This window comes from Dyella terrae (assembly GCF_022394535.1).
In the GTDB taxonomy this organism is placed as follows: domain Bacteria; phylum Pseudomonadota; class Gammaproteobacteria; order Xanthomonadales; family Rhodanobacteraceae; genus Dyella.
Genome location: NZ_CP089414.1, coordinates 2,752,668 through 2,779,028 on the forward strand (window position 1 = coordinate 2,752,668; position 26,361 = coordinate 2,779,028).

Annotated in this window: 23 protein-coding genes; 13 read left to right on the plus strand and 10 right to left on the minus strand. The window is 64.1% G+C overall.

Annotation, left to right across the window (positions count from 1 at the left end; genetic code table 11):
• Nucleotides 1-10: 10 nt before the first annotated feature.
• The 3 genes from DYST_RS11920 to DYST_RS11930 are packed head-to-tail and all read right to left on the minus strand — an operon-like array spanning nt 11 to nt 2,691.
• A complete protein-coding gene (locus DYST_RS11920) occupies nt 11-1,003 on the minus strand; it encodes a FecR family protein (RefSeq protein ID WP_239945876.1) in 993 nt (330 codons plus the stop codon).
• Nucleotides 1,000-1,554 (minus strand): RNA polymerase sigma factor, encoded by a 555-nt coding sequence (locus DYST_RS11925; RefSeq protein WP_102300971.1) that lies wholly within the window; start codon nt 1,552-1,554, stop codon nt 1,000-1,002. Before DYST_RS11925 ends, DYST_RS11920 begins: the two co-directional genes overlap by 4 nt.
• The gene (locus tag DYST_RS11930; RefSeq protein WP_239945877.1) at nt 1,555-2,691 is read right to left on the minus strand and encodes a VirK/YbjX family protein; all 1,137 of its coding nucleotides are present in this window, start codon (nt 2,689-2,691) and stop codon (nt 1,555-1,557) included.
• A 312-nt stretch (nt 2,692-3,003) separates the two neighbouring features.
• Here DYST_RS11930 and DYST_RS11935 point away from each other — a divergent pair, with 312 nt between their 5' ends.
• Nucleotides 3,004-3,957 carry a winged helix-turn-helix domain-containing protein gene (locus tag DYST_RS11935; protein ID WP_239945878.1) on the plus strand — a complete coding sequence of 318 codons (954 nt, stop codon included), beginning with the start codon at nt 3,004-3,006 and terminating at the stop codon, nt 3,955-3,957.
• On the opposite strand, the gene DYST_RS11940 is transcribed toward DYST_RS11935, so the two are convergent.
• From DYST_RS11940 to groES, 3 genes are all read right to left on the minus strand, one after another.
• A complete protein-coding gene (locus DYST_RS11940; RefSeq protein ID WP_239945879.1) occupies nt 3,887-4,498 on the minus strand; it encodes a YceI family protein in 612 nt (203 codons plus the stop codon). The two genes, DYST_RS11935 and DYST_RS11940, sit on opposite strands and share 71 nt — an antisense overlap.
• Before the next feature lie 234 nt (nt 4,499-4,732).
• A complete protein-coding gene (groL, locus tag DYST_RS11945; RefSeq protein ID WP_102300966.1) occupies nt 4,733-6,376 on the minus strand; it encodes a chaperonin GroEL in 1,644 nt (547 codons plus the stop codon).
• A 98-nt stretch (nt 6,377-6,474) separates the two neighbouring features.
• Nucleotides 6,475-6,768, minus strand: coding sequence for a co-chaperone GroES (groES, locus tag DYST_RS11950; protein WP_102300965.1), 294 nt, complete (start codon nt 6,766-6,768; stop codon nt 6,475-6,477).
• 276 nt (nt 6,769-7,044) lie between these two features.
• Here groES and DYST_RS11955 point away from each other — a divergent pair, with 276 nt between their 5' ends.
• The 5 genes from DYST_RS11955 to DYST_RS11975 all read left to right on the plus strand — a co-directional run bounded on the left by DYST_RS11955 (nt 7,045) and on the right by DYST_RS11975 (nt 11,555).
• Nucleotides 7,045-7,692 carry a class II aldolase/adducin family protein gene (locus tag DYST_RS11955; RefSeq protein ID WP_239945880.1) on the plus strand — a complete coding sequence of 216 codons (648 nt, stop codon included), beginning with the start codon at nt 7,045-7,047 and terminating at the stop codon, nt 7,690-7,692.
• A complete protein-coding gene (gene cutA, locus DYST_RS11960) occupies nt 7,692-8,009 on the plus strand; it encodes a divalent-cation tolerance protein CutA (protein ID WP_102300964.1) in 318 nt (105 codons plus the stop codon). Before DYST_RS11955 ends, cutA begins: the two co-directional genes overlap by 1 nt.
• A 332-nt stretch (nt 8,010-8,341) precedes the next feature.
• Entirely contained in the window at nt 8,342-9,040 is a 699-nt protein-coding gene (locus DYST_RS11965) for an HAD family hydrolase (RefSeq protein ID WP_239945881.1), read from the plus strand.
• Nucleotides 9,041-9,048: 8 nt separating this feature from the next.
• Nucleotides 9,049-10,374 (plus strand): DUF5690 family protein, encoded by a 1,326-nt coding sequence (locus DYST_RS11970; protein WP_239945882.1) that lies wholly within the window; start codon nt 9,049-9,051, stop codon nt 10,372-10,374.
• The gene (locus DYST_RS11975; protein WP_239945883.1) at nt 10,371-11,555 is read left to right on the plus strand and encodes a TIGR03364 family FAD-dependent oxidoreductase; all 1,185 of its coding nucleotides are present in this window, start codon (nt 10,371-10,373) and stop codon (nt 11,553-11,555) included. Before DYST_RS11970 ends, DYST_RS11975 begins: the two co-directional genes overlap by 4 nt.
• Nucleotides 11,556-11,558: 3 nt before the next feature.
• Here DYST_RS11975 and phnF read toward each other — a convergent pair whose 3' ends face one another.
• Nucleotides 11,559-12,308: a phosphonate metabolism transcriptional regulator PhnF gene (gene phnF / locus DYST_RS11980; RefSeq protein ID WP_239945884.1), complete on the minus strand. Its 750-nt coding sequence runs from the start codon at nt 12,306-12,308 to the stop codon at nt 11,559-11,561.
• 55 nt (nt 12,309-12,363) lie between these two features.
• On the opposite strand from phnF, the gene DYST_RS11985 reads away from it, so the two are divergent.
• From DYST_RS11985 to DYST_RS11995, 3 genes are all read left to right on the plus strand, one after another.
• On the plus strand, nt 12,364-13,545 hold the full coding sequence (locus DYST_RS11985; RefSeq protein WP_239945885.1) for an alpha-D-ribose 1-methylphosphonate 5-triphosphate diphosphatase: 1,182 nt from the start codon (nt 12,364-12,366) through the stop codon (nt 13,543-13,545).
• A gap of 229 nt (nt 13,546-13,774) precedes the next feature.
• Complete coding sequence (locus tag DYST_RS11990) at nt 13,775-16,465, plus strand: TonB-dependent receptor (protein ID WP_239945886.1); 2,691 nt, start codon at nt 13,775-13,777, stop codon at nt 16,463-16,465.
• A gap of 112 nt (nt 16,466-16,577) precedes the next feature.
• Entirely contained in the window at nt 16,578-18,593 is a 2,016-nt protein-coding gene (locus DYST_RS11995; RefSeq protein ID WP_239945887.1) for a tetratricopeptide repeat-containing sulfotransferase family protein, read from the plus strand.
• Here the strand turns inward: DYST_RS11995 and DYST_RS12000 are convergent.
• The 3 genes from DYST_RS12000 to DYST_RS12010 all read right to left on the minus strand — a co-directional run bounded on the left by DYST_RS12000 (nt 18,578) and on the right by DYST_RS12010 (nt 21,508).
• Complete coding sequence (locus DYST_RS12000) at nt 18,578-18,898, minus strand: cupin domain-containing protein (RefSeq protein WP_239945888.1); 321 nt, start codon at nt 18,896-18,898, stop codon at nt 18,578-18,580. The two genes, DYST_RS11995 and DYST_RS12000, sit on opposite strands and share 16 nt — an antisense overlap.
• Nucleotides 18,899-18,957: 59 nt before the next feature.
• Nucleotides 18,958-19,968 (minus strand): TlpA family protein disulfide reductase, encoded by a 1,011-nt coding sequence (locus DYST_RS12005; RefSeq protein ID WP_239945889.1) that lies wholly within the window; start codon nt 19,966-19,968, stop codon nt 18,958-18,960.
• Nucleotides 19,969-20,059: 91 nt separating this feature from the next.
• Nucleotides 20,060-21,508: a PLP-dependent aminotransferase family protein gene (locus DYST_RS12010; RefSeq protein ID WP_239945890.1), complete on the minus strand. Its 1,449-nt coding sequence runs from the start codon at nt 21,506-21,508 to the stop codon at nt 20,060-20,062.
• A gap of 109 nt (nt 21,509-21,617) precedes the next feature.
• On the opposite strand from DYST_RS12010, the gene DYST_RS12015 reads away from it, so the two are divergent.
• From DYST_RS12015 to DYST_RS12030, 4 genes are all read left to right on the plus strand, one after another.
• Nucleotides 21,618-22,316 (plus strand): glutathione S-transferase N-terminal domain-containing protein, encoded by a 699-nt coding sequence (locus DYST_RS12015; RefSeq protein ID WP_239945891.1) that lies wholly within the window; start codon nt 21,618-21,620, stop codon nt 22,314-22,316.
• 275 nt (nt 22,317-22,591) lie between these two features.
• Nucleotides 22,592-23,506 (plus strand): DMT family transporter, encoded by a 915-nt coding sequence (locus DYST_RS12020; protein WP_239945892.1) that lies wholly within the window; start codon nt 22,592-22,594, stop codon nt 23,504-23,506.
• Between the two features lie 101 nt (nt 23,507-23,607).
• Nucleotides 23,608-25,794 carry a protein-disulfide reductase DsbD family protein gene (locus tag DYST_RS12025; RefSeq protein WP_239945893.1) on the plus strand — a complete coding sequence of 729 codons (2,187 nt, stop codon included), beginning with the start codon at nt 23,608-23,610 and terminating at the stop codon, nt 25,792-25,794.
• On the plus strand, nt 25,791-26,345 hold the full coding sequence (locus DYST_RS12030) for a TlpA family protein disulfide reductase (protein ID WP_239945894.1): 555 nt from the start codon (nt 25,791-25,793) through the stop codon (nt 26,343-26,345). Before DYST_RS12025 ends, DYST_RS12030 begins: the two co-directional genes overlap by 4 nt.
• Nucleotides 26,346-26,361: the final 16 nt, after the last annotated feature.

The following is a 26,361-nucleotide window of genomic DNA, read 5'->3' on the forward strand; positions in this document are numbered from 1 at the left end:
TCCCCTGGGATCAGTGTGGCGCCGCCTTATTGCGCGTATCGGAAAGCACGGTTTCACCGCTGACGTTGCCCACCTGCAGCGGCAACACCTGCGGCAAGGCATGCAGCCAGTCGTCGATAGCATCGGCCCTGACGGTACCCGTAAACGTCAGCGAGTTCAGGTCGGTATCAGCAACACGCAGTGGCTGCGCGCGGTAACGATTGATGTTGGCCACCACCACCGACAGCGGTTCGTTGTCGAACTCCAACCGCTGATTGCGCCAAGCCGCGGCATTGGCCGGATCGCTTGCGGTGACGTTCATAGCCGCACGCGACGGATCATAGGTCACCGACTGGCCTGCCACGGCCTCCAGGCTATTGTGCGAGCCGCCGGTGGCATCAGCCACGCGCACGCGGCCTTCCGCCATGGCGAGGGTGACATAGTCGCCGGTGCGACGGACGTTGAAGGCCGTACCGATGTCCTCGATGGTCACGCCGCCCGCATGCACCACGAACGGACGCCCCGCATCGTGCACAACTTCGAAATAGGCCTCGCCGGAGGAGAGATCCACTTCGCGCTGGCCATGGCTGAAACGCGTGGTGAGACGCGTGGCGCCGCCGAGCGTAAGGCGCGTGCCGTCATCCAGCACCACGCTGCGTTGCGTGGCAATGGCACTGGCATACGCCTGCGTGGTGACGCTGCCGGAGGTTGCATGCCAACCCACGTAGCCGCCCACGGCCAGTATCACGGCGGCCGCAGCCGCGGCCGGGATCCACCAGCGTTGCGGCGCCACCCGCGGCGAAGCGAACTCCGCCATCAACCGCTCGCGCGACACCTCACCCAGCATCTGCAGGCGCATGGCCAACTCGGTCACGCGCTCGAACGCCGTGAGGTGTGCGGGATCTTCATCGGTCCAGGCCAGCCATTGCGCGGTTGTCCGTTCCGTCGCAGCGGGATCGCGCAGTCGCACCCACCAATCGGCGGCGACGCGCAGGTTTTGTTCGTTCAATGTGTTAGCCATCATGGCATCTCCAGTTCGTCTACCCGCGCCCGGCAATGAGCCAGGGCGTTGGCGACGTGATAGCGCACCATGCGCTCACTAATTTTCATGGCCCGCGCGATAACGCTGATCTCGCAGCCGTCGATGACATGCATGACAAAAGCACGTCCGGTCTTGGCAGGTAATTCACGCAGCGCTTTGTAGAGCTCCTGCAATTGCCCCGTGGCATGCACATGGCGCTCGGGAATAGGCGCAAGGTGCAGGTCCTCGTCCGGAATCTCCACCGGATGCTCGGCGCGCACCTGGCGCGCGCGCATCCGATCCACCGCCAGGTTTGAGGCAACGCGAAACAGATAGGCACGCAACGACTCCACCTGCTCGGGGCGATCCATGGTCACCAGGCGCACATAGGCTTCCTGCGCAACCTCCTGAGCATCGGATAACGAATTCAGGCGGCACTGCAGGAACGCCACGAGCGCACGGTTGTGCTCGCGGAACAGATCAGCGATGCGCAAGGCAAACGCCGGATCGAGATTCACGCCCGGATGGGTGGGCGCGGCTACAGGTCTATCCACTTAGGCTGCCCTGGTCACGTCGGCAAGCGGCGGCAAGGCTTCCATGGCTGCCGACGCCTCTGTCGCATCGCGCCACCACGTTACAGGGCGCAATGCGTCGTTCAACAGTTTCACTGCGTCCCAGCGTAATTCCGCGCGGCGCCTGAACAAGGCGCGGCGCTTACTTTCCATTTCTGCTTCCGTCCGGTGGTGCAACGTGGCCGGCATCAGGAACCAACCATCGTCGATGGCGACACCGCCTTGCTCCAGCCAGTAGGCATCGTAATCGGAGAAGAGACGTGCGCGCCCCAGCAACGGGTGCGCCACGTTCCCCACGGCAAGGATACGCCGCAAGCCGCACTGACCTGCAAACGCATAGGCCAGCACCAGCATCAGCTGCTTCGGGCGCATGCCGTGCATGTTTTTGGTCAGTTCGCGCACTACCTCGCGCGCATCCTCGCCCGACGGCCCCTGGATGCAGCCGATGGCCAGCGTATCGTCGTCGATGAGCGTCATCACGAGGCGGTACAGCGTGCGATCAAAGGCGTCGGTCAGCTCAAGGGTGAGCTCGCCCTCGCAATTCATATGCGCGGGAGCGCGCAGATGAAGCCCGACCTCGCTGCCGTCCTTCAGCGTGATGAAACCCAGGGTGGCCCGACCCTGCACGTAGACACCCTCAAAGAGATCCGCCGACCAGCGTTCCAGCAACAGGCGATAGTGCGTCTGCACTGCACGCAAGCGGTCCGGGCGGTGCCAACGCCGATTCACGAAGCGGTGGTGGTAGCGCTCCAGCAGGCGCGGATCCGCCTCTACGCACGCACGCAGCGAAGGGTGCGAAGCCAGGAACGACAGATACTGATGATGTCGCACCGGCATACCCAGCGCGCGCACTAGATACTTGCCGGCCATCAAGGCCAACCTGCCCGGATCGTCGGACCAGTCGGTGCGTCCACACAGCGAGCGCCACCACAGCGACAAGCCGGGTTGGCCGTCCTTGGCCGGGAGTTCCCTGCGTCCAGTCACCTGCGGGCTGGTTATCCCCACCCACTGCAATTCGCGCTCCAGGGAGCGTTGCGCCGCGTAGGCGCAGCCGCTTGCGGCGAACACCAGATCGGCGTCCAGGGGTTCATCCCCTGGTTGAAGATTCCGTTCGTTCAAGGCTCGCCAACCCGCTGATGACTGTGACAGTTACTAAGACGTGCGTGCCGGGAAAAACGGAAATGGCCGGGCGAAAAAAATTACGCTGAGGGTTGGCAGCGCCCGCTACAGCATCCGGGCATGGCCCCTGGGATAGGGCGGACTGACCGCTTCCATCCTGAGCGCCGGGCGGGGAAACACGGCCCCTCACCCAAGACCTCACAGGTGATGACCATCGCGCCCCGGTGCGGCCGTTGGACGCGCCGATCACAATCCGGCACCTTTGCCAGGTCGTAGATCCCAGCCATACCCATGAACCAAGGGTGGTTACAGATGGACAGCATCGCGGGCTATCGCATCGGGAACTGGCAGGTCGAACCCGCCCTGGGCCGAATCTCGCGCGATGGCGAGCTCGTACGGGTGGATGCGCGCACCATGCGGCTATTGATGTGCCTCGCCGAGCGCGCCGGTCAGGTGGTGAGCATCGACGAACTGCTGGATGAGGCCTGGACCGGGGTCATCGTCACGCCCGATTCTGTGTATCAGGCCATCGCCACGTTGCGCCGACAGCTGGGCGACGATCCCAAGCAACCTGCGTACATCGCGAACGTGCCGCGTCTCGGCTATCGACTGATCGCACCGGTGGAAGTGCTGTCCCACCCTCCGGCGACGGTATCCGCCGGGCCGGTGGTGGCGGAGCGCTTGCCGCAAACGCCCCGCCGTTCGACGCATCGCCCACTGATCATCGCGGTAGTTCTGCTGATCATCGCGGGGGTCATCAGCGGGTTAGCCCTACGACAAGAACGCCCCCACTCGTCAACGGCAACGGCGCAGCCTCCTGCCCGCTCCGTTGCCGTACTACCTCTGCTGGATCTCACCGATGAGATGAACGAAGAGCCCTTCGCAGACGGGATGACCGAGGAATTAATCGACAGGCTGAGCCAGGTGCCTGGCTTGCGCGTGCCGGCGCCAACCGCATCGTTCTACTACAAGGGCAAGCAGTTCACGGTCACCGACGTTGCGCGTGCGCTCGACGTTGCCTACGTGTTCGACGGCAGCGTGCGCAAATCAGGCACTACCTTGCGGGTCGCGGCGCGCCTGGTGCGCGCCGATGACGGCTTCGTCGTCTGGTCGGAAACCTATGACCGCAGCTGGGACGACAAGCTGATGATCCAGGACGACATCGCCAGTGAAGTCGTCAAAACCCTGAAGGCTTCTATCGATGGGCCGCCTGCGGTGCTCCCGGATCAGGCCCAACCGCGGCCTCGAGCTGGATCTGTACCTTGATGTCGTCACCCACCAGGTCGCTGTAGCCGTCGATACCGAACTGCGAACGTTTGATCGTCGTCGCTGCCGAGAATCCGACGGAGGGCTGCTCCGATACCGCGTTGATGCCCACCTTGTTGAGCTGCAGCGGTAGTTCCATCGGACGCGTGACACCGCCCAGGGTCAACTCACCGTACAGAGTGCCGTGGGTGTCGTCCTTCTTCTCCAGCCGGGTACTGCGAAACGTGATGGTTGGATGGCTGAACAGGGGCATCCACTCCTTGTCGCCACGGATCTGCTGGTTCCAGTGGGCATCGCCCATGTCCAGCGTGCTGGTCGGCAGAGTGACGTTCACCTGCGACTTTGACCAATCCGCTTCGTCGAACGTGAACGTGCCTGGCGCCATCCTCAGCGTGCCGAACAATTGAATGAAGCCCTGATGCTCGATGGTGAACGATACCCGCGAGATCTTGGTGGCCACCGTATACGTCACTGGCATCGCATGGGCGGCACCTGCCATCAGCAACCACGCCGCCAGGGCGATAAATCGCAAACGTTTCATACGCACTCCTTGGAAGGGGAAATCGATTCGCTGCCGACTGGCCACGCCGTCGCCAGCGAGTCACCTTGTAGGCGCTGCCCCGCTCCAAAGTCCTGATTCCAGTACTGAATCGCTCTGAATTGTTCTGAATAGACGTGCGGGCATGGCCTGTTGTTTGCCGCGTTGCCCGCGCCCAAAAGAAAACCCCGCACAAGGCGGGGTTTTCTGGTGTTGCGATGCCTGGAAGGCGTGGACTTAGAAGTCCATACCACCCATGCCGCCCATGCCGCCCGGCGCACCGTGCGAATGGCCTTCGTCCTTCTTCGGCACTTCGGTCACGGCCGCTTCGGTCGTGATGATCGAGCCAGCCACCGAGGCAGCGAACTGCAGGGCCGAACGGGTCACCTTGGTCGGGTCCAGGATGCCGAAGGCAATCATGTCGCCGAACTCACCGGTGGCAGCGTTGTAGCCGAAGTTGCCGTTGCCTTCCTTCACCTTGTTCAGGACCACGGACGGCTCGTCACCGGCGTTGGCGACGATGGCGCGCAGCGGGGCTTCCAAGGCGCGACGGGTGATGGCGATGCCCAGATCCTGGTCAGCGTTGGCACCCTTCAGGCCTTCGACGGCCTTGAGCGAACGGATCAGAGCGACACCGCCGCCCGGGACCACGCCTTCTTCCACCGCAGCGCGCGTGGCGTGCAGGGCGTCTTCGACGCGGGCCTTCTTTTCCTTCATCTCGACTTCGGTGGCAGCGCCAACCTTGATGACGGCGACGCCGCCAGCCAGCTTGGCCACACGCTCCTGCAGCTTCTCGCGGTCGTAGTCCGAAGAGGTCTCTTCGATCTGCGCCTTGATCTGGCTGATGCGCGACTGGATGCGCTCAGCTTCACCAGCACCGTCGATGATGGTGGTGTTTTCCTTGGTGATCACCACGCGCTTGGCGCGGCCCAGGTCGGTGATGGTGGCCTTATCAAGGGCCAGACCCACTTCCTCGGAGATCACGACGCCATTGGTGAGGATGGCGATGTCTTCCAGGATGGCCTTGCGACGGTCACCGAAGCCCGGCGCCTTCACAGCGGCAACCTTGACGATGCCACGGATGGTGTTGACCACGAGGGTGGCCAGCGCTTCGCCTTCCACTTCCTCGGCGACGATCAGCAGCGGCTTGCCGGCCTTGGCAACGGCTTCGAGCACCGGCAGCAGTTCGCGGACGTTGGAGATCTTCTTGTCGTGGATCAGGATGAACGGGTCGTCCAGTTCAACCTGCTGCGACTGCTGGTTGTTGATGAAGTACGGCGACAGGTAGCCGCGATCGAACTGCATGCCTTCGACCACGTCGAGTTCGTTCTCGAGGCCCGAGCCTTCCTCGACCGTGATCACGCCTTCCTTGCCGACCTTCTTCATCGCCGTGGCGATGATTTCGCCGATGGCGGAGTCGGAGTTGGCGGAGATGGTGCCGACCTGGGCGATAGCCTTGTCGTCAGCGGTCGGGTTGGAGAGCTTCTTCAGCTCAGCCACGGCGGCGGTGACGGCCTGGTCGATACCGCGCTTGAGGTCCATCGGGTTCATGCCGGCAGCAACGGCCTTGAGGCCTTCCTGGATGAACGCCTGGGCCAGCACGGTGGCGGTGGTGGTGCCGTCGCCAGCAACGTCGGAGGTCTTGGAAGCGGCTTCCTTGACGATCTGCGCGCCGATGTTCTCGTACTTGTCGGCCAGTTCGATTTCCTTGGCGACCGAGACGCCGTCCTTGGTGACGGTCGGAACGCCGAAGCTCTTCTCGATCACCACGTTGCGGCCCTTCGGACCCAGGGTGACCTTCACGGCGTTGGCCAGGGTGTTCACACCCTTGAGCATACGAGCGCGAACGTCTTCGCCGAAGCGAACTTCTTTAGCTGCCATAAAATTTTTGCCTCAAAAATTTTGATTAAAAATGGGAAAGCTCGCGACGGGGTTTCTACAGAGCGCGTCTGTCGCGCTTAAACCCCAGCGGACTCAAATTAGGCTTCGATGACAGCCACGATGTCGTCTTCCTTCAGGAAGACCAGCTCTTCGCCGTCAATCTTGATTTCCTGGCCGGCGTACTTGCCGAACAGCACGGTGTCGCCTTCGTTGACGGACATCGGGCGGACCTTGCCGTCTTCCAGGATGCGGCCGGTACCGGCAGCGATAACCTTGCCGCGGGTCGGCTTTTCGGTGGCGCTGTCGGGAATGACGATGCCGCCAGCGGAGACACGCTCTTCTTCGAGGCGCTTGACGATGACGCGATCGTGCAGCGGACGCAGTTTGCTCATGGGTGGGCTCCAGCTTCGGTTGAATGGTTGAACAGGATTCGGGACCCCGGAGCGGCGCCTTTGTCGGCGCTGTTAGCACTCCCCGGAGGTGAGTGCCAATAATAACGACGCAAAAGCCCCCTGCAAGAGGCGTCCGTCCGATGGCTGAAACTTGGAATGGGGGAGCGGCCAGAGGCTTTCAAGAGCCGGGAGCGCCGAAATTCGCCTTTCTGCCGCTATCGACACCCGGACCGGGACCGACCACCATGCCCGCCTGCACCCCATCGGGACCCACCCGTGAGCGATGAGCTGACGCTACGCCAGGACCTTGTCCTCCAAGGCGCCAAACTGGCCGCCTCCGGCCTCAGCCAGGGCACCTCTGGTAACCTAAGTGCCCGCTGTGGCGAAGGTTTTCTGATCACGCCCAGCGGCACACCGTATGAGGACATCACCCCCGAGGGCATCGTTCTCGTCGACCGCAACGGCCATTGGCCGGCAAGCCAGCGCCCTTCCAGCGAGTGGCGCTTCCACCGGGACATCTACCTCGCCCGCCCCGACGCCGGGGCGGTGGTCCATGTGCATCCGCCCTACGCCACGGCGCTGGCCATGTGCCGAAAGCCGATTCCGCCGGCCCACTACATGATCGCCGTGGGCGGCGGCGACTCCATCCGCTGCGCGGACTACTACACCTACGGCACCCAGGCGCTGTCCGACGCGGTGCTGGCCGCGCTAGAGGGCCGGCTGGCCTGCCTGATGGCCAACCACGGCATGATCGCGCTGGGAACCACCCTCGCCCAGGCCATGTGGCGGGCCGTGGAGGTGGAGAATCTGGCCCGGCAGTACGTGCTGTCCCTGCAGATCGGTACGCCGGCGATGCTGACGGACCAAGAGGTTGCCGATGTGCTCGCCAAGTTCGCCAACTACGGGCTGATGTCGAGGTCGTGATGTCCGATACCGTCCTGCTCTGCTATTGCACCTGCCCCGACGTCGCCAGCGCGCAGAAGCTGGCCGAAGCCCTGGTGGGCGAACACCTGGCTGCCTGTGTGAACCGTATCCCCGCGGTGGCGTCCACTTATCGCTGGAAAGGCGAGGTGGTCACGGATAGCGAGGAGCTATTGCTTATCAAGACCACCGCCGCACGCTTCCCCGCGCTGAAGGAACGGCTGGTCGCATTGCATCCCTACGAACTGCCCGAGCTGATCGCCGTTCCCGTGGCCGAGGGTCACCGCCCCTACCTGGATTGGGTGCGCGACCCGGGCTGATCCGCGGCCTGTTCACAATCTCAACGCGGTCTCGCCATGACCTCACCGTCATCCCCGCGAAGGCGGGGATCCAGCGGCTTTTGTCTCTGTGGCGCTTAAAGGCACTGGATCCCCGCCTTCGCGGGGATGACAGTGAGGGACGAATGTCGTTCCACTGCAAAGTCAAACGGAGGCCGCGAACAGGCTCCAACCAGCGCCATCGGCAGCGCCCAAAGCGCGCGAGACATCTCATCCGCCGCGATTGACTAGACAGTCCACCGCGACTGTCCGTATCCGCGTCACGGGCGCGCCATCGCCGCTCGTCAGCATGCCTCCCCATCACGGGAGGCGATATGACGTTCGAACTGGCAGTTTTCGATATGGCGGGCACCACGGTGCACGATCCGGATCTGGTCGTGCAGGCGCTGGGCGAGGCGCTGGCCCAGGCCGGCTGCAACGCGGCCGTGCCCGAACTGCGCGCCTTGATGGGCTACACCAAGCCCGCCGCTATCCGCAGCATGCTCGCCGCGCATGATCTGCCGGCAGACGATGCGCAGGTCGCTGTCGTGCACGACGACTTCGTGCAACGCATGCTCACTTGCTACCGCACGCACGACGCGGTGCGCCCCATGGCGGGCGCCGAGGACACGTTCGCCTGGTTGCATGAGCGTGGCATCAAGGTGGCGCTCAACACTGCGTTCTCGCAGGACATCGCCGAATGCCTGATCGAGCGCTTCGACTGGCGCGAACGCGGCCTGATCGACGCGGCGATCTCGGCAGACCGGGTGCCCCAGGGCCGCCCCGCGCCCGACATGATCCGCGCATTGATGGCCGAGTGCGGCGTCACCGATGCCGCGCGCGTGTTTAAGGTCGGCGATACCGAGGTGGACATTCGCGAAGGCCGCGCCGCAGCCTGCGGCCTGGTTGTGGCGGTGACCACCGGTGCGTACACCCGCGCCGAGTTGCTCACGCATCGTCCTGACGTCGTGCTCGATGGCCTGCAGGAGCTGCCCGCGCTACTTGATCGTTTCGCCCCATCCCGCGTGGCCTGACGCCGGCCATGAATCCTCTCTCCTCTTCCTCCGGGCCCACTTCCCGCTGGTCATCCAAGCTGTTGCCGCTGGTCGCCGGCATCGCCGCGTTCTGCGTGTATTCGTGCATGTACGCCTTCCGCAAGCCGTTCAGCGCGGCCAGCTATGAAGGCATGAGCTGGCTGGGCATCGACTACAAGATCTGGCTGGTGATCGCCCAGGTGCTGGGCTATGCACTGAGCAAGCTTTGGGGCATCCGCATGGTGCCGGAGCTACAGCCTTCGCGGCGTGCGAGCGCCATCCTGTGGCTGATCGGGCTGTCATGGCTGGCCCTGCTGGGTTTCGCGCTGGCACCGCCTGTGCCGGGCATCGTGTTCCTGTTCCTCAATGGCCTGCCGCTGGGCATGGTGTGGGGTTTGGTGTTCGGTTACATCGAAGGCCGGCAGGCGACCGAGCTGATGGGCGCCATCCTCGCCTCCAGCTTTATCTTCGCCTCAGGCGTAGTCAAAGGGGTGGGCAAGGCCATGTTGCTGGCTGGCGTCAGCGATCACTGGATGCCGTTCCTCACCGGGCTCGTGTTCGTACCGCCCCTACTGTTGTCGTTGCGTGTACTTACGCGTATACCGCCACCCAGCGCTGAGGACATTGCTGCACGCGCACCGCGCGGCCGCATGAATCGTGAAGCGCGTCGGCAGTTCATGCATCGCTTTCTGCCCGGTCTGTTGTTGATCGTGCCGCTGTACGTATTGCTGACTGTGCTGCGCGACTTCCGCGAGAATTTCGATACGGAGATTTTCCGCGACCTCGGCTTCGGCCGCAGCGCCCTGGTATTTGGCGAAGTGGACACGCCCATCGGCATCGGCGTACTGATGCTCACCGCATCGCTGTCGCTGGTGCGCGACAACATGCGTGCATTCATGCTCAACCATGCGTTGATCGCAGGCGGCCTGTGTTGCGCGGCGCTTAGCACCCTGTTGTTCGCGCACCACCAGTTGCCGCCACTGACCTGGATGACGCTGGTGGGTTTTGGCCTCTATCTCGGCTACATCCCGCTCAATGGCATGTTCTTCGAACGCATGATGGCGACGTACCGCGTCGCCGGCACCGTCTCGTTCGTGATGTACCTCGCCGATGCCTCCGGCTACCTAGGCAGCGTTGCAGTGCTGCTGGTCAGACAGTTTCTCGCCCTGCAGCTCAACTGGACGCAGTTCTTCGAACGCGCCGTGCTGATCAGCAGCCTGCTCGGCCTCGTGCTTATCGCACTCGCCGCGCGCTGGTTCTGGTGGCATGGCCGCCAGAACGGACATGCGCCGGCACCGTTGTCACCTCTGAAGATGGAAAGCAGCCGTTTATGAGTAAGTCGCAAACACGCACCGCGATCGTGGTCGGTGCAGGCATTGTCGGGCTGGCCATGGCCCGCGCGCTCGCCGAAGCCGGTTACAAGGTCACGGTGTTCGATCGCCACGAGCGTTCGGTAGGCGCATCGGTACGTAACTTCGGCACCATCTGGCCGATCGGCGTGCCCAATGGTCCGTTGTATGCGCGCGCACTGCGCTCGCGCGAAGTGTGGCGCGAGTTCTGCAACGCCACCGGCACCTGGTCCGCGCCCAGCGGCAGCTTGATCGCCGCGTATCACGACGACGAGTGGGCGGTGATGAACGAATACGCGGCGATGAACGAGGGTATTCGCCCGTCGCGCACGCTCGACCCCGCGCAGGTGCGCCAACATGCACCCGGCGTCGTGGCGAACGGTCTGCGCGGCGCGCTACTGAGCACCGACGAGCTCGTGGTGGATCCGCGCGAAGCCATCCGCAACCTGCCCGCATGGTTGGCCGAGCGCTACGGCGTGGAGTTCCACTGGCGACAGGCCGTTACGCGCATCGAACATCCGTGGGTGTGGAGCGGTCGGCGTCGCTACGGCGCCGACCTTATCTACGTGGCCGGCGGTACGGATTTCGAAACGCTTTATCCCGAACTGTTCGAGCGTCTTGCGATCACCAAGTGCAAGCTGCAAATGCTGCGACTGGAAGCACAGCCCACGCCGTTCCAGCTCGGCCCGGTGGTGTGCGGCGGCCTCACCATGGCCCATTACAGCGGCTTCCATGCCACCCCGAGCATCGGGCGCATGCGTGAGCGACTGTCCGAGCAGTACGCCGATCTGATCGCGCTAGGCATCCACGTGATGGCCGCGCAGAATGGGCTGGGCGAAATCACCATCGGCGACTCGCACGAATACGGCCACACGCACGAACCTTTCAACGAGAGCTCGATCAATCGCAAGATTGTCGACTATCTGCGCAGCGTGCTGGATCTGCCGAGCTGGAACGTCAAACAGAGTTGGCACGGCATCTACGCCAAGCTCACCGACGGAAAGCGTAGCGAGCTGGTGATCGAGGCCGAACCGGGTGTCACCATCGTCAACGGCATCGGTGGCGGCGGGCTGGGCATGACGCTTTCGTTCGGCCTTGCCGAGGAAGTGGTCAGTGGTCAGCTAAAGGCCGAGACCGCGACGCCGATGGTCGCCACCGCGCACTGAACATCAGCGCTCGGTAGTCGAAAGCACCAACTGCACACGCTCCGCCGCGAAACAGGTCAGCCCGTACTGCACGGGCTGATTCTGTCCGTCCACATTGAGCGATTCGACTTCCAGCACGGGCAGGTCTGGCGATTGGTCCAGCACCATGCCCGTGGCGGTGCCAGCAAGACGCGCCGTTACGCGGGTGTAGCTGCGGAAGTAATCAGAGATGCCGAACTCCGCCAGCGTGCGGCTCACCGAGCCCGTGCGCTGGAACACCTCGCCAAGGCGCGGAAAACGCGCCGCCGAAAACCATGCCTGGCCATGGTCGAGCACACGTCCTTCTGCGTAGGCAGATGACTCGATCCACCACGCCCGCTCCCCACGCGCCAGCGCCAGCGATTCGGCCACGCGCTGCGGCGGCATCACCAGCGCAGTACCCAACACCTTGTTGCCCGACGTCACGTTGAGGTTGTTCATGTTGCGGCTGAAGCTGGTGCGCCGGCCGATGGCGTAGTCGTAGCACTCCTCCCGCACGCGCAACCCGCGCGCCGGATCGCCATGGATCGCACCGCGCTCCTCCAGCGCATCGAGCGCGCGCCGAACGGTATGCCGGTTCACGCGCAACTGCCGTGCCAGCTCCAGTGCGGATGGCAACTTGGCGCCACCGCGAAGCTGGCCGCTGCGGATCTGCTGCAACACTTGCTGTTCGATCTGTCGCCATACCGGCACATCGCATGAACGATCCGGCGGCTGGAAGAGGATTGCCATCATTCCTGCATTTTCCTGGCCCACACTGGCTGGCGGTGGTTGAGATCGGATAATGAGTATGGGTAAGCCAGTTTTCGGGGGGATGACATTGGCGCACGGTGATACATGGCGCATTGCGCGAGCGCGTCTGATCCTGCCCGACCGGGTGATCGTGGGCGGCGCCGACATCCGCGGAGACCGCATCGAACGGCTCTGGGCCGGCGATGAGCTGCCGGATGGCGCCATCGATTTCGAGGGTGATTTCCTGCTGCCCGGCCTGATCGAGCTACACACCGACAATCTCGAGAAACACCTACTCCCACGCGCTGGCGCGGCATGGCCCGCCCTGCCGGCCATGCTGGCGCACGACGCCCAACTGGTGGCCGCCGGCATCACCACCGTGCTGGATGCGCTATCGCTGGGTGACTTGGAACAAGACGGCGGTCGTATCGACACGCTACGCAACGCCCTGATCGCGCTCGACGAGGCGCGGGATCACGACCTGCTGCGCTGTGAGCACTACCTGCATCTGCGCTGCGAACTGAGCTGGCCAGGGCTACTGGAGCTGGCCGAACCACTGATGATTCGCAAGGACCTGCGCTTGCTGTCCGTGATGGATCACACACCAGGCCAGCGCCAGTACCACGACGTGCGCCAGTACCGCACGTACTACGGCCGCAGCGGGATCAGCTGGAGCGATGAAGAGTTCGCTGCGGTACTGGCGGAACGCCGCGAACAGCAGAGCCAGCATCGCGACCTGCAGTTGGCCGGCGTGATGCGTCTGGCGCACCGCCATGGCCTGTTGGTCGCCAGCCACGACGATACCGACGTTGCCCATGTGGACGAAGCCGTCGACGTGGGCGCGCGCATCAGCGAGTTCCCCACCACACTGGAAGCCGCACAGGCAGCCCGGGAACATGGCCTGCACATCGTCGCTGGCGCCAGCAACCTGGTGCGCGGTGGCTCGCATGCCGGCAACGTTGCGGCGATCACGCTGGCGCGCGCGGGTTGCCTGGATATTCTTTCTTCCGACTACATGCCGACCAGCCTGTTGCAGGGCGCCTTCATCCTGCATGAGCAAGCCGGCTGGACACTGCCCGAAGCGGTGGCGACGGTCACCAGCACGCCCGCTGACGTGCTGGGTTTCGGCGACCGCGGACGCCTTGGCGAAGGACTACGTGCTGACTTGCTTCGCGTACGCATGCATCGCACACAATCCGTGGTCCGTTCCGTATGGGTCGCGGGCGCGCAACGGCTCTAGGCGCTACGGACGGCCAAACGTCTGCCATACGCCGTAGCTGACGCCGCGCTGTCAATGTTGCGGCCAGCATAAACATCGTAAGTTCTATCGCCACTGACGCGCATAGACAACGGGCAATAGTTGCCTAGTCCCAGTCATTCGCATTTCACCCGCCCTCCCTAGCCTGCGCCCATCGCAGCAATCGACCGGCCGACGCCGTTTGGCCATTTCACGTTTCGGGGAGACAGTCTTGAAGATCAATCCAATCACTTGCGCGGTGCTTGCCGCGCTTGCGGTCGCTCGTGTGTCTTATGCCGACGATGCCACGCCACCGGCAGCGCCGCCCCCGGCGCCGACTGCGGATGCATCCGTATCCACGCTCGGCGCGATCACGGTGACAGCGCAGCATGCCAACGAAGACATGCAGGATGTGCCGATCACCATGCAGGCGTTCACCGGAACGATGCTGCAACAGCTCCACGTCGACACCTTCGATGACATCATCCGGTATCTGCCCAACGTCACGTTCGCGGAGAACGGTCCGGGTCAGGGCAATATCTACATGCGCGGCCTCAGCACGGGTTTCCTGGGCAACCAGTCGAGCGCATCCATCGCGCCGTTCCCCAACGTCGCTGTCTACCTCGACGACCAGTCGATGCAGTTCCCGGCACGCAACCTCGACGTCTACATGGTGGACATGGAGCGCGTGGAAGTACTCGAAGGCCCGCAGGGCACGCTGTTCGGCGGCGGCGCTGAAGCTGGCGCGGTTCGCTACATCACCAACAAGCCCAACCTGGACAAGGTCAGCGGCAACGTGGAGGCGAGCACCGGCGTGACCGCCGGCGGCGATCCGAACAACTCGGCCAACGCGGTACTTAACCTGCCCATCATCCCGGGCACCTTTGCGCTACGCGGCGTGATCTACAACGACCATCGCGGCGGCTACATCGACAACGTGCCGAGCACGTTCACCCGCAACAACAACGATGGCGGCAACTTCTACGCCAACATCAAGCCGACCGGCGGCCTGTGCCCGAATGGCCAGGGCACCAGCACCGGTTACTGCGCTGTGCCCGGCAGCCCGACAGCCAACAACAACTCCGTCGCGCAGAAGGACTGGAATCCGGTCGATTATCAGGGCGCCCGCGTGTCCGCGCTCTATAAGTTCAATGACGACTGGAATGTGTTGATCGCACAGAGCTATCAGGAGATGGATGCGCAAGGCCAGTCGTCGACCTATCCGATCGGTTCGGACGGCCAGACCCTGCAGCCGCTGCAGACCACCGCATTCGCGCCCGCCTGGGACAAGGACCGCAACTCCAACACCGCGTGGACCTTGAACGGCAAGATCGGCGACGTCTCGATGGTGTACACCGGCGGCTACACCGACCGTCACATCAGCGAACAGCAGGACTACACCAACTACGCCCGCGCCGCAGGCGGCTGGTACTACACCTGCTCCGGCGGCTCCGGCCTGGGCGCTGGCACCAAGCCGACTTGCTACTCCCCGATCGGCTATTGGAACGATCAGGTCAAGAGCACGCACCTGAGTCATGAGCTGCGCTTCAGCACGCCGGAAGAAAATCGCCTGCGCGCCATCGGCGGCCTGTACTACGAGGATTTCCAGATCCTCGACGACATGAACTTCAACTACAAGACCATCCCGTCCTGCACGCCGCCCAATCTTTCCTCGGCGCTTGCTGGCGGTGCACCATGCGTCGCCAACGTGGTGCCTTATCCGGGCACGGCGAAGATGGACGCCAGCCAGCGAAGCGACAGCACGGCGTTCGGCGAAGATGAGCAGCGTGGCTACCGGCAGATCGCTGCGTTCGGCTCGGTGTCCTACGACATCATCCCCGAGGTGCTCACCGCGACCGCTGGCACGCGTTACTACCACTACTCCGAGTACCAGCGCGGTTCGCAGTACTCCACGGGTTCCAACTGCGTGAACGTGCCCAACGGCCAGTGCGTGGGCGGCGACGCCACCAGCATGACTGCAGAGAACCTCAACGCCGCGTACCACGGCTTCCGTAGCCGCGCGAACCTGGTCTGGCACGTCACGTCCGACGCGATGGTCTACTACACCTTCTCGCAGGGCTTCCGCCCGGGTGCGTTCAACCGCACCACCAAGGATGTGGCCAAGGGACCGGACGGCCCGCAGTACAGCAAGCCGCTCAGCTACGCGCCGGACTCCCTCACCAATAACGAGATCGGCTTCAAGACCACGTTCTTCGACGATCGCCTGCTGCTCAACGGCTCGCTGTACCACATGAAGTGGGACAACGTGCAAATGCAGTTCTTCAACCCGCTGGTGCTCGGCAACACCACGTTCGGCGTCAACGGCCCGAACTACAAGGTGGACGGCGTGGAACTGCAGTTCGAGGGACGTGTCACCGACGGCCTGACGTTGATGGGCTCGGGCTCGTTCAACAAGTCCAAGCAGACCAATTCGCCGTGCCTTGTGGGCAACATCCCGAACACACCGTCCTACGGCGCGTGTATCACCCAGGTGCTTATCGCCGGCCAAGGCGTGCAGCCGTTCGCGAACCCGTTCGGCGCTTCCGGCAGCGAGCCGGCCTTCTCGCCCCGCTCGCAGTTCAACCTGCGCGCCCGCTATGACTGGACCTTCAACGGCAACTACAAGGCCTTCGCCATGGTCGGCGCCAGCCATACCGGCTCCATGTACAACCAGCCGGCCACCTACCCCAGCGGCGAAGGCGTGCTGTACCCGACCACGGTGGACTTGCGCTACCTGCAGGCGGGCTACACGACCTACGACGCCTCCTTGGGTATCGCGAAGGATGCCTGGGACCTGTCGCTCTACGGCACCAACTTGAGCAACAGCCACGCCAGCGTGTTCACCTCGTCGGCCCAGTTCATCCAGTCACAGGTGCCCCTGCGCCCACGCGTGGTCGGCGTGAAGTTCGGATTCAAGTTCTGACATCTTGCCGTCGCAGATCGGCACATAGCATGGGGTGGGCCTAGGCCCACCCCTCTTCCGTTCTACCGTGGGCTTAGGCCCACCCCTTTTCCGTTCAACCCATCGATAACGCATGAACGCCGTCGTAGCCGAGCCACCTCAGATGTCCGTCGAACAGCAAGTCCAGCGCGTACGCCAACTGCAGGGTATGGGGGAGCACGCGCAAGCGCTGACGCTGGCGCAATCTCTGTTGCCTGACGTGCCGGAGAACCGCGATGCGCTGCACCTCATCGCCAAGAGCCAGCGATACCTTGGACAAGTCGATGAAGCACTGAACACGCTCATCGATCTCGAACGGTGGCATCCCCATTTCAGTCGACTCCACGAGGAGCGCGGCCACTGCTACGTCGTCCAGCGCGATGCACCGCAGGCGATCGACGCACTGCTGCGCGCGGTCAACCTCAACCCCGCGCTACCTTCGAGCTGGAACCTGCTCGAAGGCCTTTACCGCATGACCGGCGATCACGCCAACGCGGCCACCGCGGCCTCACACGTCGCAACACTCAAGCGCCTCGCGCCCGAGGTGGTGCAGGCCACCAGCCTGGTCTCCGACGGTGAACTGACCCAAGCCGAGCAGCTCATCCGACCTTACCTGCAGCGCACGGGCCACGATGTCGAAGGCATGCGCCTGCTGGCGCGCATTGCCGTCGCGCGCGACGTGCTGGACGACGCCGACACCCTGCTCACTGCCGTGCTTGAAATCGCACCCGACTTTCATGCCGCCCGCTTCGACTACGCCAAGGTGCTGTTCGAGCGCCACCAGTACCAGCGCGCATGCGAGGAGATGGAGAAGCTGTTGGCTATGGATCCGCAGCACCTGGACTACCGCACGCTGCATGCCAGCGCCTGCGTCGGGCTGGGCGAGCACGAGCGCGCCATCGGGCTGTATCGCGCGCTGCTGCGCGAAATACCTGGCGCGGCAGACCTGCATCTCTCCCTCGCCCATTCGTTGAAGACGCAAGGCCAGCGCAGCGACGCCATCGACGCCTATCACGCCGCCATCGCGGCAAGGCCGCACTTTGGCGATGCGTACTGGAGCCTGGCGAATCTCAAGACGTATCGCTTCAGCGACGACGAGATCGCCCGCATGGCCGCAGGGGAAGCGGCAGCGGACACGCCAACCGTGGATCGCTATCACCTGTGTTTCGCACTCGGCAAAGCGTTCGAGGATCGGGGCGACCATGACGCTTCCTGGCAACACTATGCGCGTGGCAACGCGCTCAAACGCGCGGAGAGCCGTTACCGTCCGGAGATCATCGAAACCAATACGCGCAGGCAGATCACCGTATGCACGCGCGAGTTCTTCGCCGCTCGCGCAGGCCTTGGCGACCCCAGCCCCGACCCCATCTTCATCGTCGGCCTGCCGCGCGCAGGCTCCACGCTGCTGGAGCAGATCCTCGCCTCGCATTCGCAGGTCGACGGCACGCAAGAGCTCGCCGACATCCCCCGTATCGTGCTTGAACTGCAAGGGCGCGAGCCTGATTTCGACGATCCGCGTTACCCAGGCGTGCTCGCCGATGTGCCGCCGGAGACTTTCCGCGAGCTAGGCGGACGATACCTTCGCGACACTCGCATCTATCGCGGCGAGGCGCCTCGTTTCATCGACAAGATGCCGAACAACTTCCGGCACATCGGCCTGATCCACCTGATGTTTCCCAACGCGAAGATCATCGACGCGCGTCGCGAACCCATGGCCTGCTGTTTCAGCAACCTCAAGCAGCTATTTGCCAGCGGTCAGGAGTTCACCTACAGCATGGAAGATATCGCGCGCTACTACCGCACCTACCTGGATCTGATGGAGCACTGGGACACGGTGCTGCCGGGACGTGTGCTGCGCGTGCATCACGAGGACGTGGTGGATGACCTGGAAGGCAACGTTCGGCGCATCCTCGATTTCTGCGGGCTGCCTTTCGAGGCTTCGTGCCTCGACTTCCACAAGACGGAGCGCAGCGTCCGCACCGCCAGCTCGGAACAGGTGCGTCGCCCGATCTTCCGCGACGGCCTGGACCAGTGGACGAAGTACGCACCCTACCTCGGCCCGCTCAAGGAAATGCTCGGCGACGCACTGGAGCGTTATCGCCCGGTTTGAGTTCGCTGCGCACCCACGAACACCACCAGGAACGTGGCCGGCTCGCTATCGCTGGCGTTGGCGCTGACCAGGTGGCGTGCGCCGGCCGGCTCGAACCAGTTCTCGCCGGCCGCGAACACGCGCAGCGGCTGGCCTTCAACTTGGCTGCGCACGTGACCTTGCAGCACATAGACGTAAGCATCGCGATCATGCGAATGCGGCTTGGATGATTCACCTGGCGCATAAGTGACACGCAAGGCTTCGATGAATTGACCTGGCGCGCGCGTCAACGCCGCCGTCAGCAGCGACTCGTCGTGCGTCGCCATGGCTGGCATCGTCAAGGCAAGCGCCGTTATCCAAACGAGAATGTGAGCGGCGCGCATGATCAGCGCACCGTGACAGCAGACTGCTGCGAGGGCAGCGCGGCATCCACATCTTCGCTACGGCGAAGCACCTTGCCCTGCTCATCCAGCACGATCACCGTGGGTACGTGCATCACCCGAAAGCGACGGAACAACGTACCTGAGTCGTCCAGTGCCAGCGGCATGACGATGTGGTGTTCGCGCTGGTAGTCGGCCAGTTCTTCGCGACTGGCCCACAACCCTGAGGCGATGCCCAGCCACTGCGCATGGTTGTCGCGTGCCAGCACGTCAGCGCGTTCACGCGCCGCGCGGCAACTCTGCGCCAACGCGGGACGACTCGTGGCGAGGTATGACTCGCACCACGGCGAAAGGAATAGCAGCACGGTGGGCTTCCCGGCTTTCGCGCCGAAGGCCGGTAGCGACGGGCCACTCAGCGTTTGCACGTTGAATGCGGGCACGCGATCACCGACGTCGTAGTGCGGCTCGTCCTTCGGCGCGGCAGCCGAGGCCATCTGCGCCGATGAGCGGCTGCGTGCTTGCGCAAGCGCGGCATCCAGCTTGTCGTTCGCCTCGTGCCCTACGTACAAGATGCGGCCGTCACGACCGATCACCACATGCTGAGGTGTAACCCGCAGATGAAAGGCCTCGCCCAGCGACCCATCATCAAACACGATCGGCATGCCAAGCCCTAACTGTTTCTGCGCCTTGCGTACTTCCTCGACGCTGTCATCGAAGCCCACGTCGATGGCGATCACGACCATGTCGGGGCCGGCCTGTTCATAGGTACGTTCGAAGTGCGGCATCTGTTCGCGACACGGCACGCACCAGGTGGCCCAGAACTTCAGGTAGACGGCTTTCTTGCCGTAGAGCGCACCGAGGTCGATGGTCTGGCCGTCGATGGTCTTGAGCACTATGTGCGGTGCAGGTTGGCCAATCAGGCTGCGCCCGGCTATCTCAGCGCGTGACTGACCAGACTCGGAGGCATACGCCACCATGCAACACACGAGCAGACAAAGCGAGGCGAAGTAACGCACGGCGAGCATCCTTGGCTGGGAGAGCTCGCATGCTCCTCCGCTGCCCAACGGCCGGACAGGTCCAGTGGGCGCGAAAACGAGGGAACCAGCGTCAGCGCGGGCGGTACTCGTGGAGCAATCGCGCCAGCAAGCGTGTCGCTTCGTCCATGCGTGTGGCCGGTATACCGCCGAGACCGAACACCAAGCCGTTGGGCTTGTGCTCGCCGATGGCGTAATCGCCCAGCGCTTCGATACGCATATCTTTCATGGCGGCGTCCCTGACCAGCCGGCTCGCGTCTACCGGCCACCTCAGTTCGGCGGCGATGTGCAGACCGGCGTCCGATGCGAGTGGTCGCAAGGCCTCGTCGGCGTGCCGAGAGAGGCCTTCCAGCAGGGCTTCACGGCGTTCCGCGTAGATGCGCCGCATCTTGCGCACGTGCCGCGCGAGATGGCCTTCGGTGATGAACCAGGCCAGCGTGTCCTGGGCGAGCAGATCACTGTGCCGATCCACCAGTTGGCGCACTGCGCCCAGTGCCGCCATGGCCCAGCTCGGTGCCACGACGTAACCCTGGCGCAGGGTCGGAAACAGGCTCTTGGAGAACGTGCCGACGTAGAACACCGAGCCGTCGCGATCCAGCGTCTGCAGTGCGTCGAGTGGACGCCCGCCGTAGCGAAATTCACCGTCGTAATCGTCTTCGATGATCACTGCGCCCTGTTGCCGCGCAAAGTCGAGCAAGGCCACGCGCCGCGCCGGTGACATCGCCATGCCGGAGGGGAACTGATGGGATGGGGTGACATAGATAACGCGGGCGTCAGGTGGAATGCGCTCCACGATGAGGCCCTCCTCGTCGATCGGCACGGGCGTCACGCGGGCGCCGGCGGCTTCGAAGGTCGCGCGCAACGGCGGATAGCCGGGATCTTCCACCGCGACCACCGTGTGGCCGGGCGTCACCAGAATGCGCGCCAGCAGGTCGAAGGCTTGTTGCGCACCGCCCGTCACCATCACGTTGGCCGCACTGCAGGTCACCGCGCGCGCAAACGACACATGCCCCGCAATCGCCTCGCGCAATGCCTCCCGCCCCTCGACGGCGTCGTAAACGGACATGGCGCGCGTGAGCGGACGCAAGGCCCGGGCGGACAGCTTGCGCCACGCCTCGAAGGGAAAGCGCGAGACATCGGGCATCCCCACGCGCAGGTCATAACGTGATGGTGGCAAGGCGGTCATGGGCGCCGGAGCGATCGCATCGCGCCAGCGTGGCTGCAACCGCATCTCGCCTCCAGCACTCGGCGGCGGAGCGCCCGCCTGCGTAGGGCCGGCATGCGCCACCACGTAACCCGCGCCTTGTCGCGAGACCACGTAGCCTTCACTGAGCAAGAGGTCGTACGCGGCCACCACGGTGTTCCGCGACACGTTCAGCGAGGTAGCCAGCGCCCGGGTCGAAGGCAGGGTCTGCCCGGTGCGCAGCCGTCCGTCCAGAATGGCCGCTCGCAACTGCCCATGCAGCGCCTGCAACCGGCCGCGCACGGGGATGTCCAACGGGAAAGCCAGGGGGTGGTCCATGCCGGCATCCGGGCGAGTTGACTGGTCCTAAAGAATTCCCTTGACCTGGATCTTTTTCAAGACCAGTGAAACCGGGACACTGCTCCACGTCATCTCACGGAGATCCGCCATGATCGAGCTGTACTTCGCCGCCACGCCCAACGGCCTGAAGATCAAGCTGTTCCTTGAAGAAGCAGGCCTGCCCTACTTCATCACGCCGGTGAGTCTGAGCAAGGGCGAGCAGTTCAAGCCGGAGTTCCTGGCCATTTCGCCGAACAACAAGATTCCCGCCATCATCGACCATGCACCCGCCGGCGGCGGCGAGCCGCTGGCCGTGTTCGAATCCGGCGCGATCCTGCTTTATCTGGCCGAGAAGATTGGTCGGTTTATCCCCAAAGACACGGCCGACCGCATGGAAGTGCTGGAGTGGCTGTTCTGGCAAGTCTCCGGACTGGGCCCGATGGCGGGCCAGGTCGGACACTTCAATGTGTATGCGCCGGAGAAAGTGCCGTACGCCATCGACCGCTATACGCGCGAGGTGGCCCGCCTCTATGGCGTGCTCGATCGCCAGCTGGCAGGGCGCGAGTTCATTTGCGGCGAGTTTTCCATCGCTGACGTTGCCTGCTACCCGTGGATCGTGCCGCACGAGGCGCACGGCCAGAACCTGGCGGACTTTCCACAGTTGGAGCGCTGGTTCATCGCCATGTCGCAGCGCCCCGCCACGCTACGCACGTACGAGGGTGTGGAGAACGCCTACCGGCCCAAGCAGGCGCTGACCGACGAGGAGCGCCTGGTGCTGTTCGGGCAAGGATCGAAGCCTGAAGCGTGAAGTCTGCTGACAGGTTCTGACACTATGGGCGGCTAGCCTTCTATCTCTGGCAGGAATGGCGAGACTTCCATCGCCGTCATTCCGGCGCACCCCACAAAAGGGGGCAAGGGCCGGAATCCAGTTTCCGTAGTGGCGGGTTGTCGCGAGACCGGTGATTGTCTTTCGCGAAAACCCAACGAGACCGCTACTGGATTCCGGCCTTCGCCGGAATGACGAGCAAGAGCAATGCCCCCTAGTCGTCGCTCGACGGGTCAACAACAAAGACAGACACCACCATGAAAACCTCCGACATCGCCGCACTACTGTTGCTGGGAGCCATCTGGGGCGCCTCGTTCCTGTTCATGCGCATGGGCGCCGACGAGTTCGGCGGCATGGCACTGGCGGGCATGCGCGCCATTGGCGCGGCGATCTGCTCGATCCCGCTGCTGACACGTGTGCGGCTGGTCGAGATGCGCACGCATTGGCGCGATATCGCCATCGTCGGCATCGCCAATTCGGCGCTGCCGTTCGTGCTGTTCTCCTTTGCGGCGAAAAGTCTGCCGGCCGGTGTCTCCGCCATTTCCGACGCCATCGCGCCGTTGCTGGTGGCGCTGTCGGGCTGGATGCTGCTGGGCGAGAAGCTGAGCCCCATACAAGCCAGCGGCCTGGTGGTCGGCTTCAGCGGTGTGGTGTGGCTGGTGGCTGGCACCGTGGGTTTCAGCGGTGGCGCGCATGCGATGGGCTGGGCCATGGCCGCCTGCCTGGGTGCCAACGTCTGTTACACCTTCGGCGCGCACTACAGCCACCGCCGCTTGCGCAGTGGTGTCACGCCGCTCAGCGTCGCCACCGGAAGCCAACTGGCCGCCGCGCTGTTATTGCTGCCTTTCACCGTCTGGATGTGGCCCACCCAGACCCCGGGATGGACGTCGTGGCTGGCCGTGCTGGGCCTGGCGGCCATCTGTACCTCGCTCGCCTATGTACTGTTCTACGGGTTGATGGCCCGCGTGGGCGCATCGCGCAGCATGGTGGTGATGTTTCTGATCCCGGTATTCGGTGTGATGTGGGGGCTGCTCTTCCTGCATGAGCCGGTGACGCTGGCGATGGGCGGCGGCTGCGTGGTGATCCTGCTGGGTGTGGCGCTGACCACCGGTCTGGTGGGGCTGCGTAACCGCGGCGGCACCCCGAGCGAAGTAATGACGGAACGCGCCTGAGCAGCGGAGGTCTCTCCCCGGTGAGCCTGAAGGTGCGGGCTGCGCCATAATCCCCTTTCGCCCTGCGCCTTGGCGCGGGCTTCTCCCATGCCGGAGCCGCAATGCGCCTGATTCACCCCGGCCGGTTGGCCGCACGCTTCCTTACTCTGCTCTGCCTGCTGCTCGGCGCGCTGCCCGCGCTGGCGCAGGACGACCTTGACGGCCTGCTGCCGGTCACCGAGGCCTACAAGCTCACCGCCGATGCCTCCACGCCTGGCCTGGTAAAGCTGCACTGGACCATCGCGCCCGATTACTACCTCTACCGCGGCCGCATGAAGTTCAAGCCCGGCGACGGCGTGACGCTGGGCGACGCGCAACTGCCCGATGGCGAGAAGCACCACGACGAATACCTGGGCGACGTGGAGACCTACCACCATAGCGTCGACGCCACCCTGCCCTACACGGTCGCAGCCGGCACCGCCGAGCTGAAGCTCAGCGTGCAGTACCAGGGTTGCCACGAGGTGGATCCGAAGATCTGCTACCCGCCGCATACCGAACAGCTCACGCTTGCCGTGCCCGCCGCAGCGACTGCTGGCGAGGATTCGCTAGGTGCAGCGCTCAACAAGCTTGGCTCGACCAAGGTCGGCGTCAGCAACGGCGCGGCATTGCCCGCTGAGCAGGCGTTCCAACTGCAAGCCATCGTCAGGGGCCGTCAGCAACTGCTGCTGCGCTGGACTATGCCCAAGGGCTATTACCTGTATCGCGACCAGACGGCATTGAAGCTAAAGGATGCTGGCAGCCTTACGCTCGCCAAGCCCGAATGGCCAGCCGGCACCGAACACCAGGATGCCCATTTCGGCAAGACCACCGTCTACTTCGACCAGGTTGAGCTGCCGGTGGCGATCCAGGGCGATACGTCAGGCCGGGATACCGTGTATTTGGAAGCAAGTTTTCAAGGCTGCCAAGACAACGGCATCTGCTACCCGGTGATGACTCGCGGACTGCCGATCGCGCTGGGAGAGGCAGCGCCAACCAGCGGCGCCGTCGCCGAGCCCGCGCCGGAGATGCCGCCTGCACGGACCAGCGAAGTAGGCCTGGGCATTGCGCTGCTGTATGCGCTGCTCGGCGGACTCATCCTCAACCTGATGCCGTGCGTGCTGCCGGTGCTTTCGATTAAGGTGGTATCGGTGATCGAAAGCGGCGAAAGCCCCGCGCGTCGCCGCAGCCATGCACTGACCTACAGCGCCGGCGTGCTGACCAGTTTCGTTGTACTCGGCGTCGCTGTGGTGGCGCTCGCCAAGGCCTGGGGCGCACAACTGCAATACCCGCTGTTGGTCGCCGCACTGTCGCTGGTCATGCTGACCGCCGGCCTGTGGATGTCCGGTGTGGTGCAGTTCGGCGGATCGCTCGGCAACGTCGGCAGCTCGCTGGCAAACCAGAAGGGCTGGCGCGGCGATTTCTTCGTCGGCGTGCTCGCCGTCGTGGTGGCCAGCCCGTGCACCGGCCCATTCATGGGGCCGGCGCTGGGCTATGCGTTCGCGGCACCGGCTGCACAAGCGATGCTGGTGTTCTTCACGCTGGGATTGGGCCTGTGCCTGCCTTTCCTTGCGATTGGCTTTGTGCCCGCGCTGGCGCGCCTGTTGCCGAAGCCGGGCGCATGGATGGAGACGCTCAAGCAGGTGCTGGCCTTCCCTATGTATCTGGCGGCCGTCTGGCTGGCCTGGGTGCTCGCCAACCAGCGCGGTGCGGACGCCGTGGGCTTGTTGCTGGTGGCCGCGGTGCTGCTCGCGATGACGCTGTGGTGGTTTGAAAAGAGCCGCTGGAGCGGTAGCGCCAGTCGTTCGTGGGTGATCGTGCTCGCCCTGCTCACGGCTGTACCGCTGTATGCACTCGTCCGTCTGCCAGCGGCGGCGCCCGCCAGCGCAGGTGCCGTGAGCGCGAACGGCACCGTCGCCTTCACCCCCGCGAAGCTGGCGGAGCTGCGCAAGGCCGGCACACCCGTATTCGTGGACATGACCGCCGACTGGTGCGTGACCTGCAAGGCCAACGAGCATGCCGTGCTCGACACCGACGCCTTCCGCGACCTGCTCAAGAAGACCGGCGCGGTCTACATGAAGGGCGACTGGACCAATGAAGATCCCGCCATCACCGCCTTCCTGCAGGAATACCACTCGCCCGGCGTACCGCTCTATGTGGTGTTTCCCAAAGACGGTGGCCACGGCAACCGCCTCCCGACGGTGCTGACCTCTTCGCTGGTGGAAGAAGCCCTGACCAAGGCTGCGGGCACACCGGTCGCCACCAACCCATGATGAGTCGCAGCAACTGGATCATCCTCGGCGCCGCCGTTCTGGCCGCTGCTGCCGGCGGCTGGCTGCAACACGCCAGCCAGCGTGCCCGTGTGCCCGCTGGCGTACATGTGGCCGAAAAGGGCGAGATCGCCCCCGATCTGGCGCTGGCAGGGCTGGACGGTAAAGAACATCGTCTGTCCGAGTACCGCGGTCGCCGCGTGCTGCTCAACTTCTGGGCAAGTTGGTGCGGCCCCTGCCTGCAAGAAATGCCCGCATTGGTAAAGGCGCAGGCCAACGTCGGCGAACACGCCGACAAAAGTGGCCCGATCATCATTGGCATTGCGATGGACGACCCGGCCCAGGTGCGCGCATTCCTAAGCACCCACCCAGTGAACTACCCCATTCTGCTGGGCAGCCTGGACAGCCCCAGCACATCGCTTCGATTGGGGAACGTCGGCGAAGTGCTGCCGTACAGCGTGCTTCTGGACGAGAACGGCCGCGTGCTGTTCAGTCGGCGCGGCACGCTGGACGCGGATGACCTCAAGGCTTGGGCCGCGCCAGCCGCGCCCTGACGCGGTTTTCACGGCC

Bases quoted from the DNA above. Each gene is read 5' to 3' on its own strand.
- DYST_RS11920 (WP_239945876.1), bottom strand. From the start codon at position 1,003: ATGATGGCTAACACATTGAACGAACAAAACCTGCGCGTCGCCGCCGAT.
- DYST_RS11935 (WP_239945878.1), top strand. From the start codon at position 3,004: ATGGACAGCATCGCGGGCTATCGCATCGGGAACTGGCAGGTCGAACCC.
- DYST_RS11940 (WP_239945879.1), bottom strand. From the start codon at position 4,498: ATGAAACGTTTGCGATTTATCGCCCTGGCGGCGTGGTTGCTGATGGCA.
- groL (WP_102300966.1), bottom strand. From the start codon at position 6,376: ATGGCAGCTAAAGAAGTTCGCTTCGGCGAAGACGTTCGCGCTCGTATG.
- groES (WP_102300965.1), bottom strand. From the start codon at position 6,768: ATGAGCAAACTGCGTCCGCTGCACGATCGCGTCATCGTCAAGCGCCTC.
- cutA (WP_102300964.1), top strand. From the start codon at position 7,692: ATGTCCGATACCGTCCTGCTCTGCTATTGCACCTGCCCCGACGTCGCC.
- DYST_RS11965 (WP_239945881.1), top strand. From the start codon at position 8,342: ATGACGTTCGAACTGGCAGTTTTCGATATGGCGGGCACCACGGTGCAC.
- DYST_RS11970 (WP_239945882.1), top strand. From the start codon at position 9,049: ATGAATCCTCTCTCCTCTTCCTCCGGGCCCACTTCCCGCTGGTCATCC.
- DYST_RS11975 (WP_239945883.1), top strand. From the start codon at position 10,371: ATGAGTAAGTCGCAAACACGCACCGCGATCGTGGTCGGTGCAGGCATT.
- phnF (WP_239945884.1), bottom strand. From the start codon at position 12,308: ATGATGGCAATCCTCTTCCAGCCGCCGGATCGTTCATGCGATGTGCCG.
- DYST_RS11985 (WP_239945885.1), top strand. From the start codon at position 12,364: ATGGGTAAGCCAGTTTTCGGGGGGATGACATTGGCGCACGGTGATACA.
- DYST_RS11995 (WP_239945887.1), top strand. From the start codon at position 16,578: ATGAACGCCGTCGTAGCCGAGCCACCTCAGATGTCCGTCGAACAGCAA.
- DYST_RS12000 (WP_239945888.1), bottom strand. From the start codon at position 18,898: ATGGCGACGCACGACGAGTCGCTGCTGACGGCGGCGTTGACGCGCGCG.
- DYST_RS12010 (WP_239945890.1), bottom strand. From the start codon at position 21,508: ATGGACCACCCCCTGGCTTTCCCGTTGGACATCCCCGTGCGCGGCCGG.
- DYST_RS12015 (WP_239945891.1), top strand. From the start codon at position 21,618: ATGATCGAGCTGTACTTCGCCGCCACGCCCAACGGCCTGAAGATCAAG.
- DYST_RS12020 (WP_239945892.1), top strand. From the start codon at position 22,592: ATGAAAACCTCCGACATCGCCGCACTACTGTTGCTGGGAGCCATCTGG.
- DYST_RS12025 (WP_239945893.1), top strand. From the start codon at position 23,608: ATGCGCCTGATTCACCCCGGCCGGTTGGCCGCACGCTTCCTTACTCTG.
- DYST_RS12030 (WP_239945894.1), top strand. From the start codon at position 25,791: ATGATGAGTCGCAGCAACTGGATCATCCTCGGCGCCGCCGTTCTGGCC.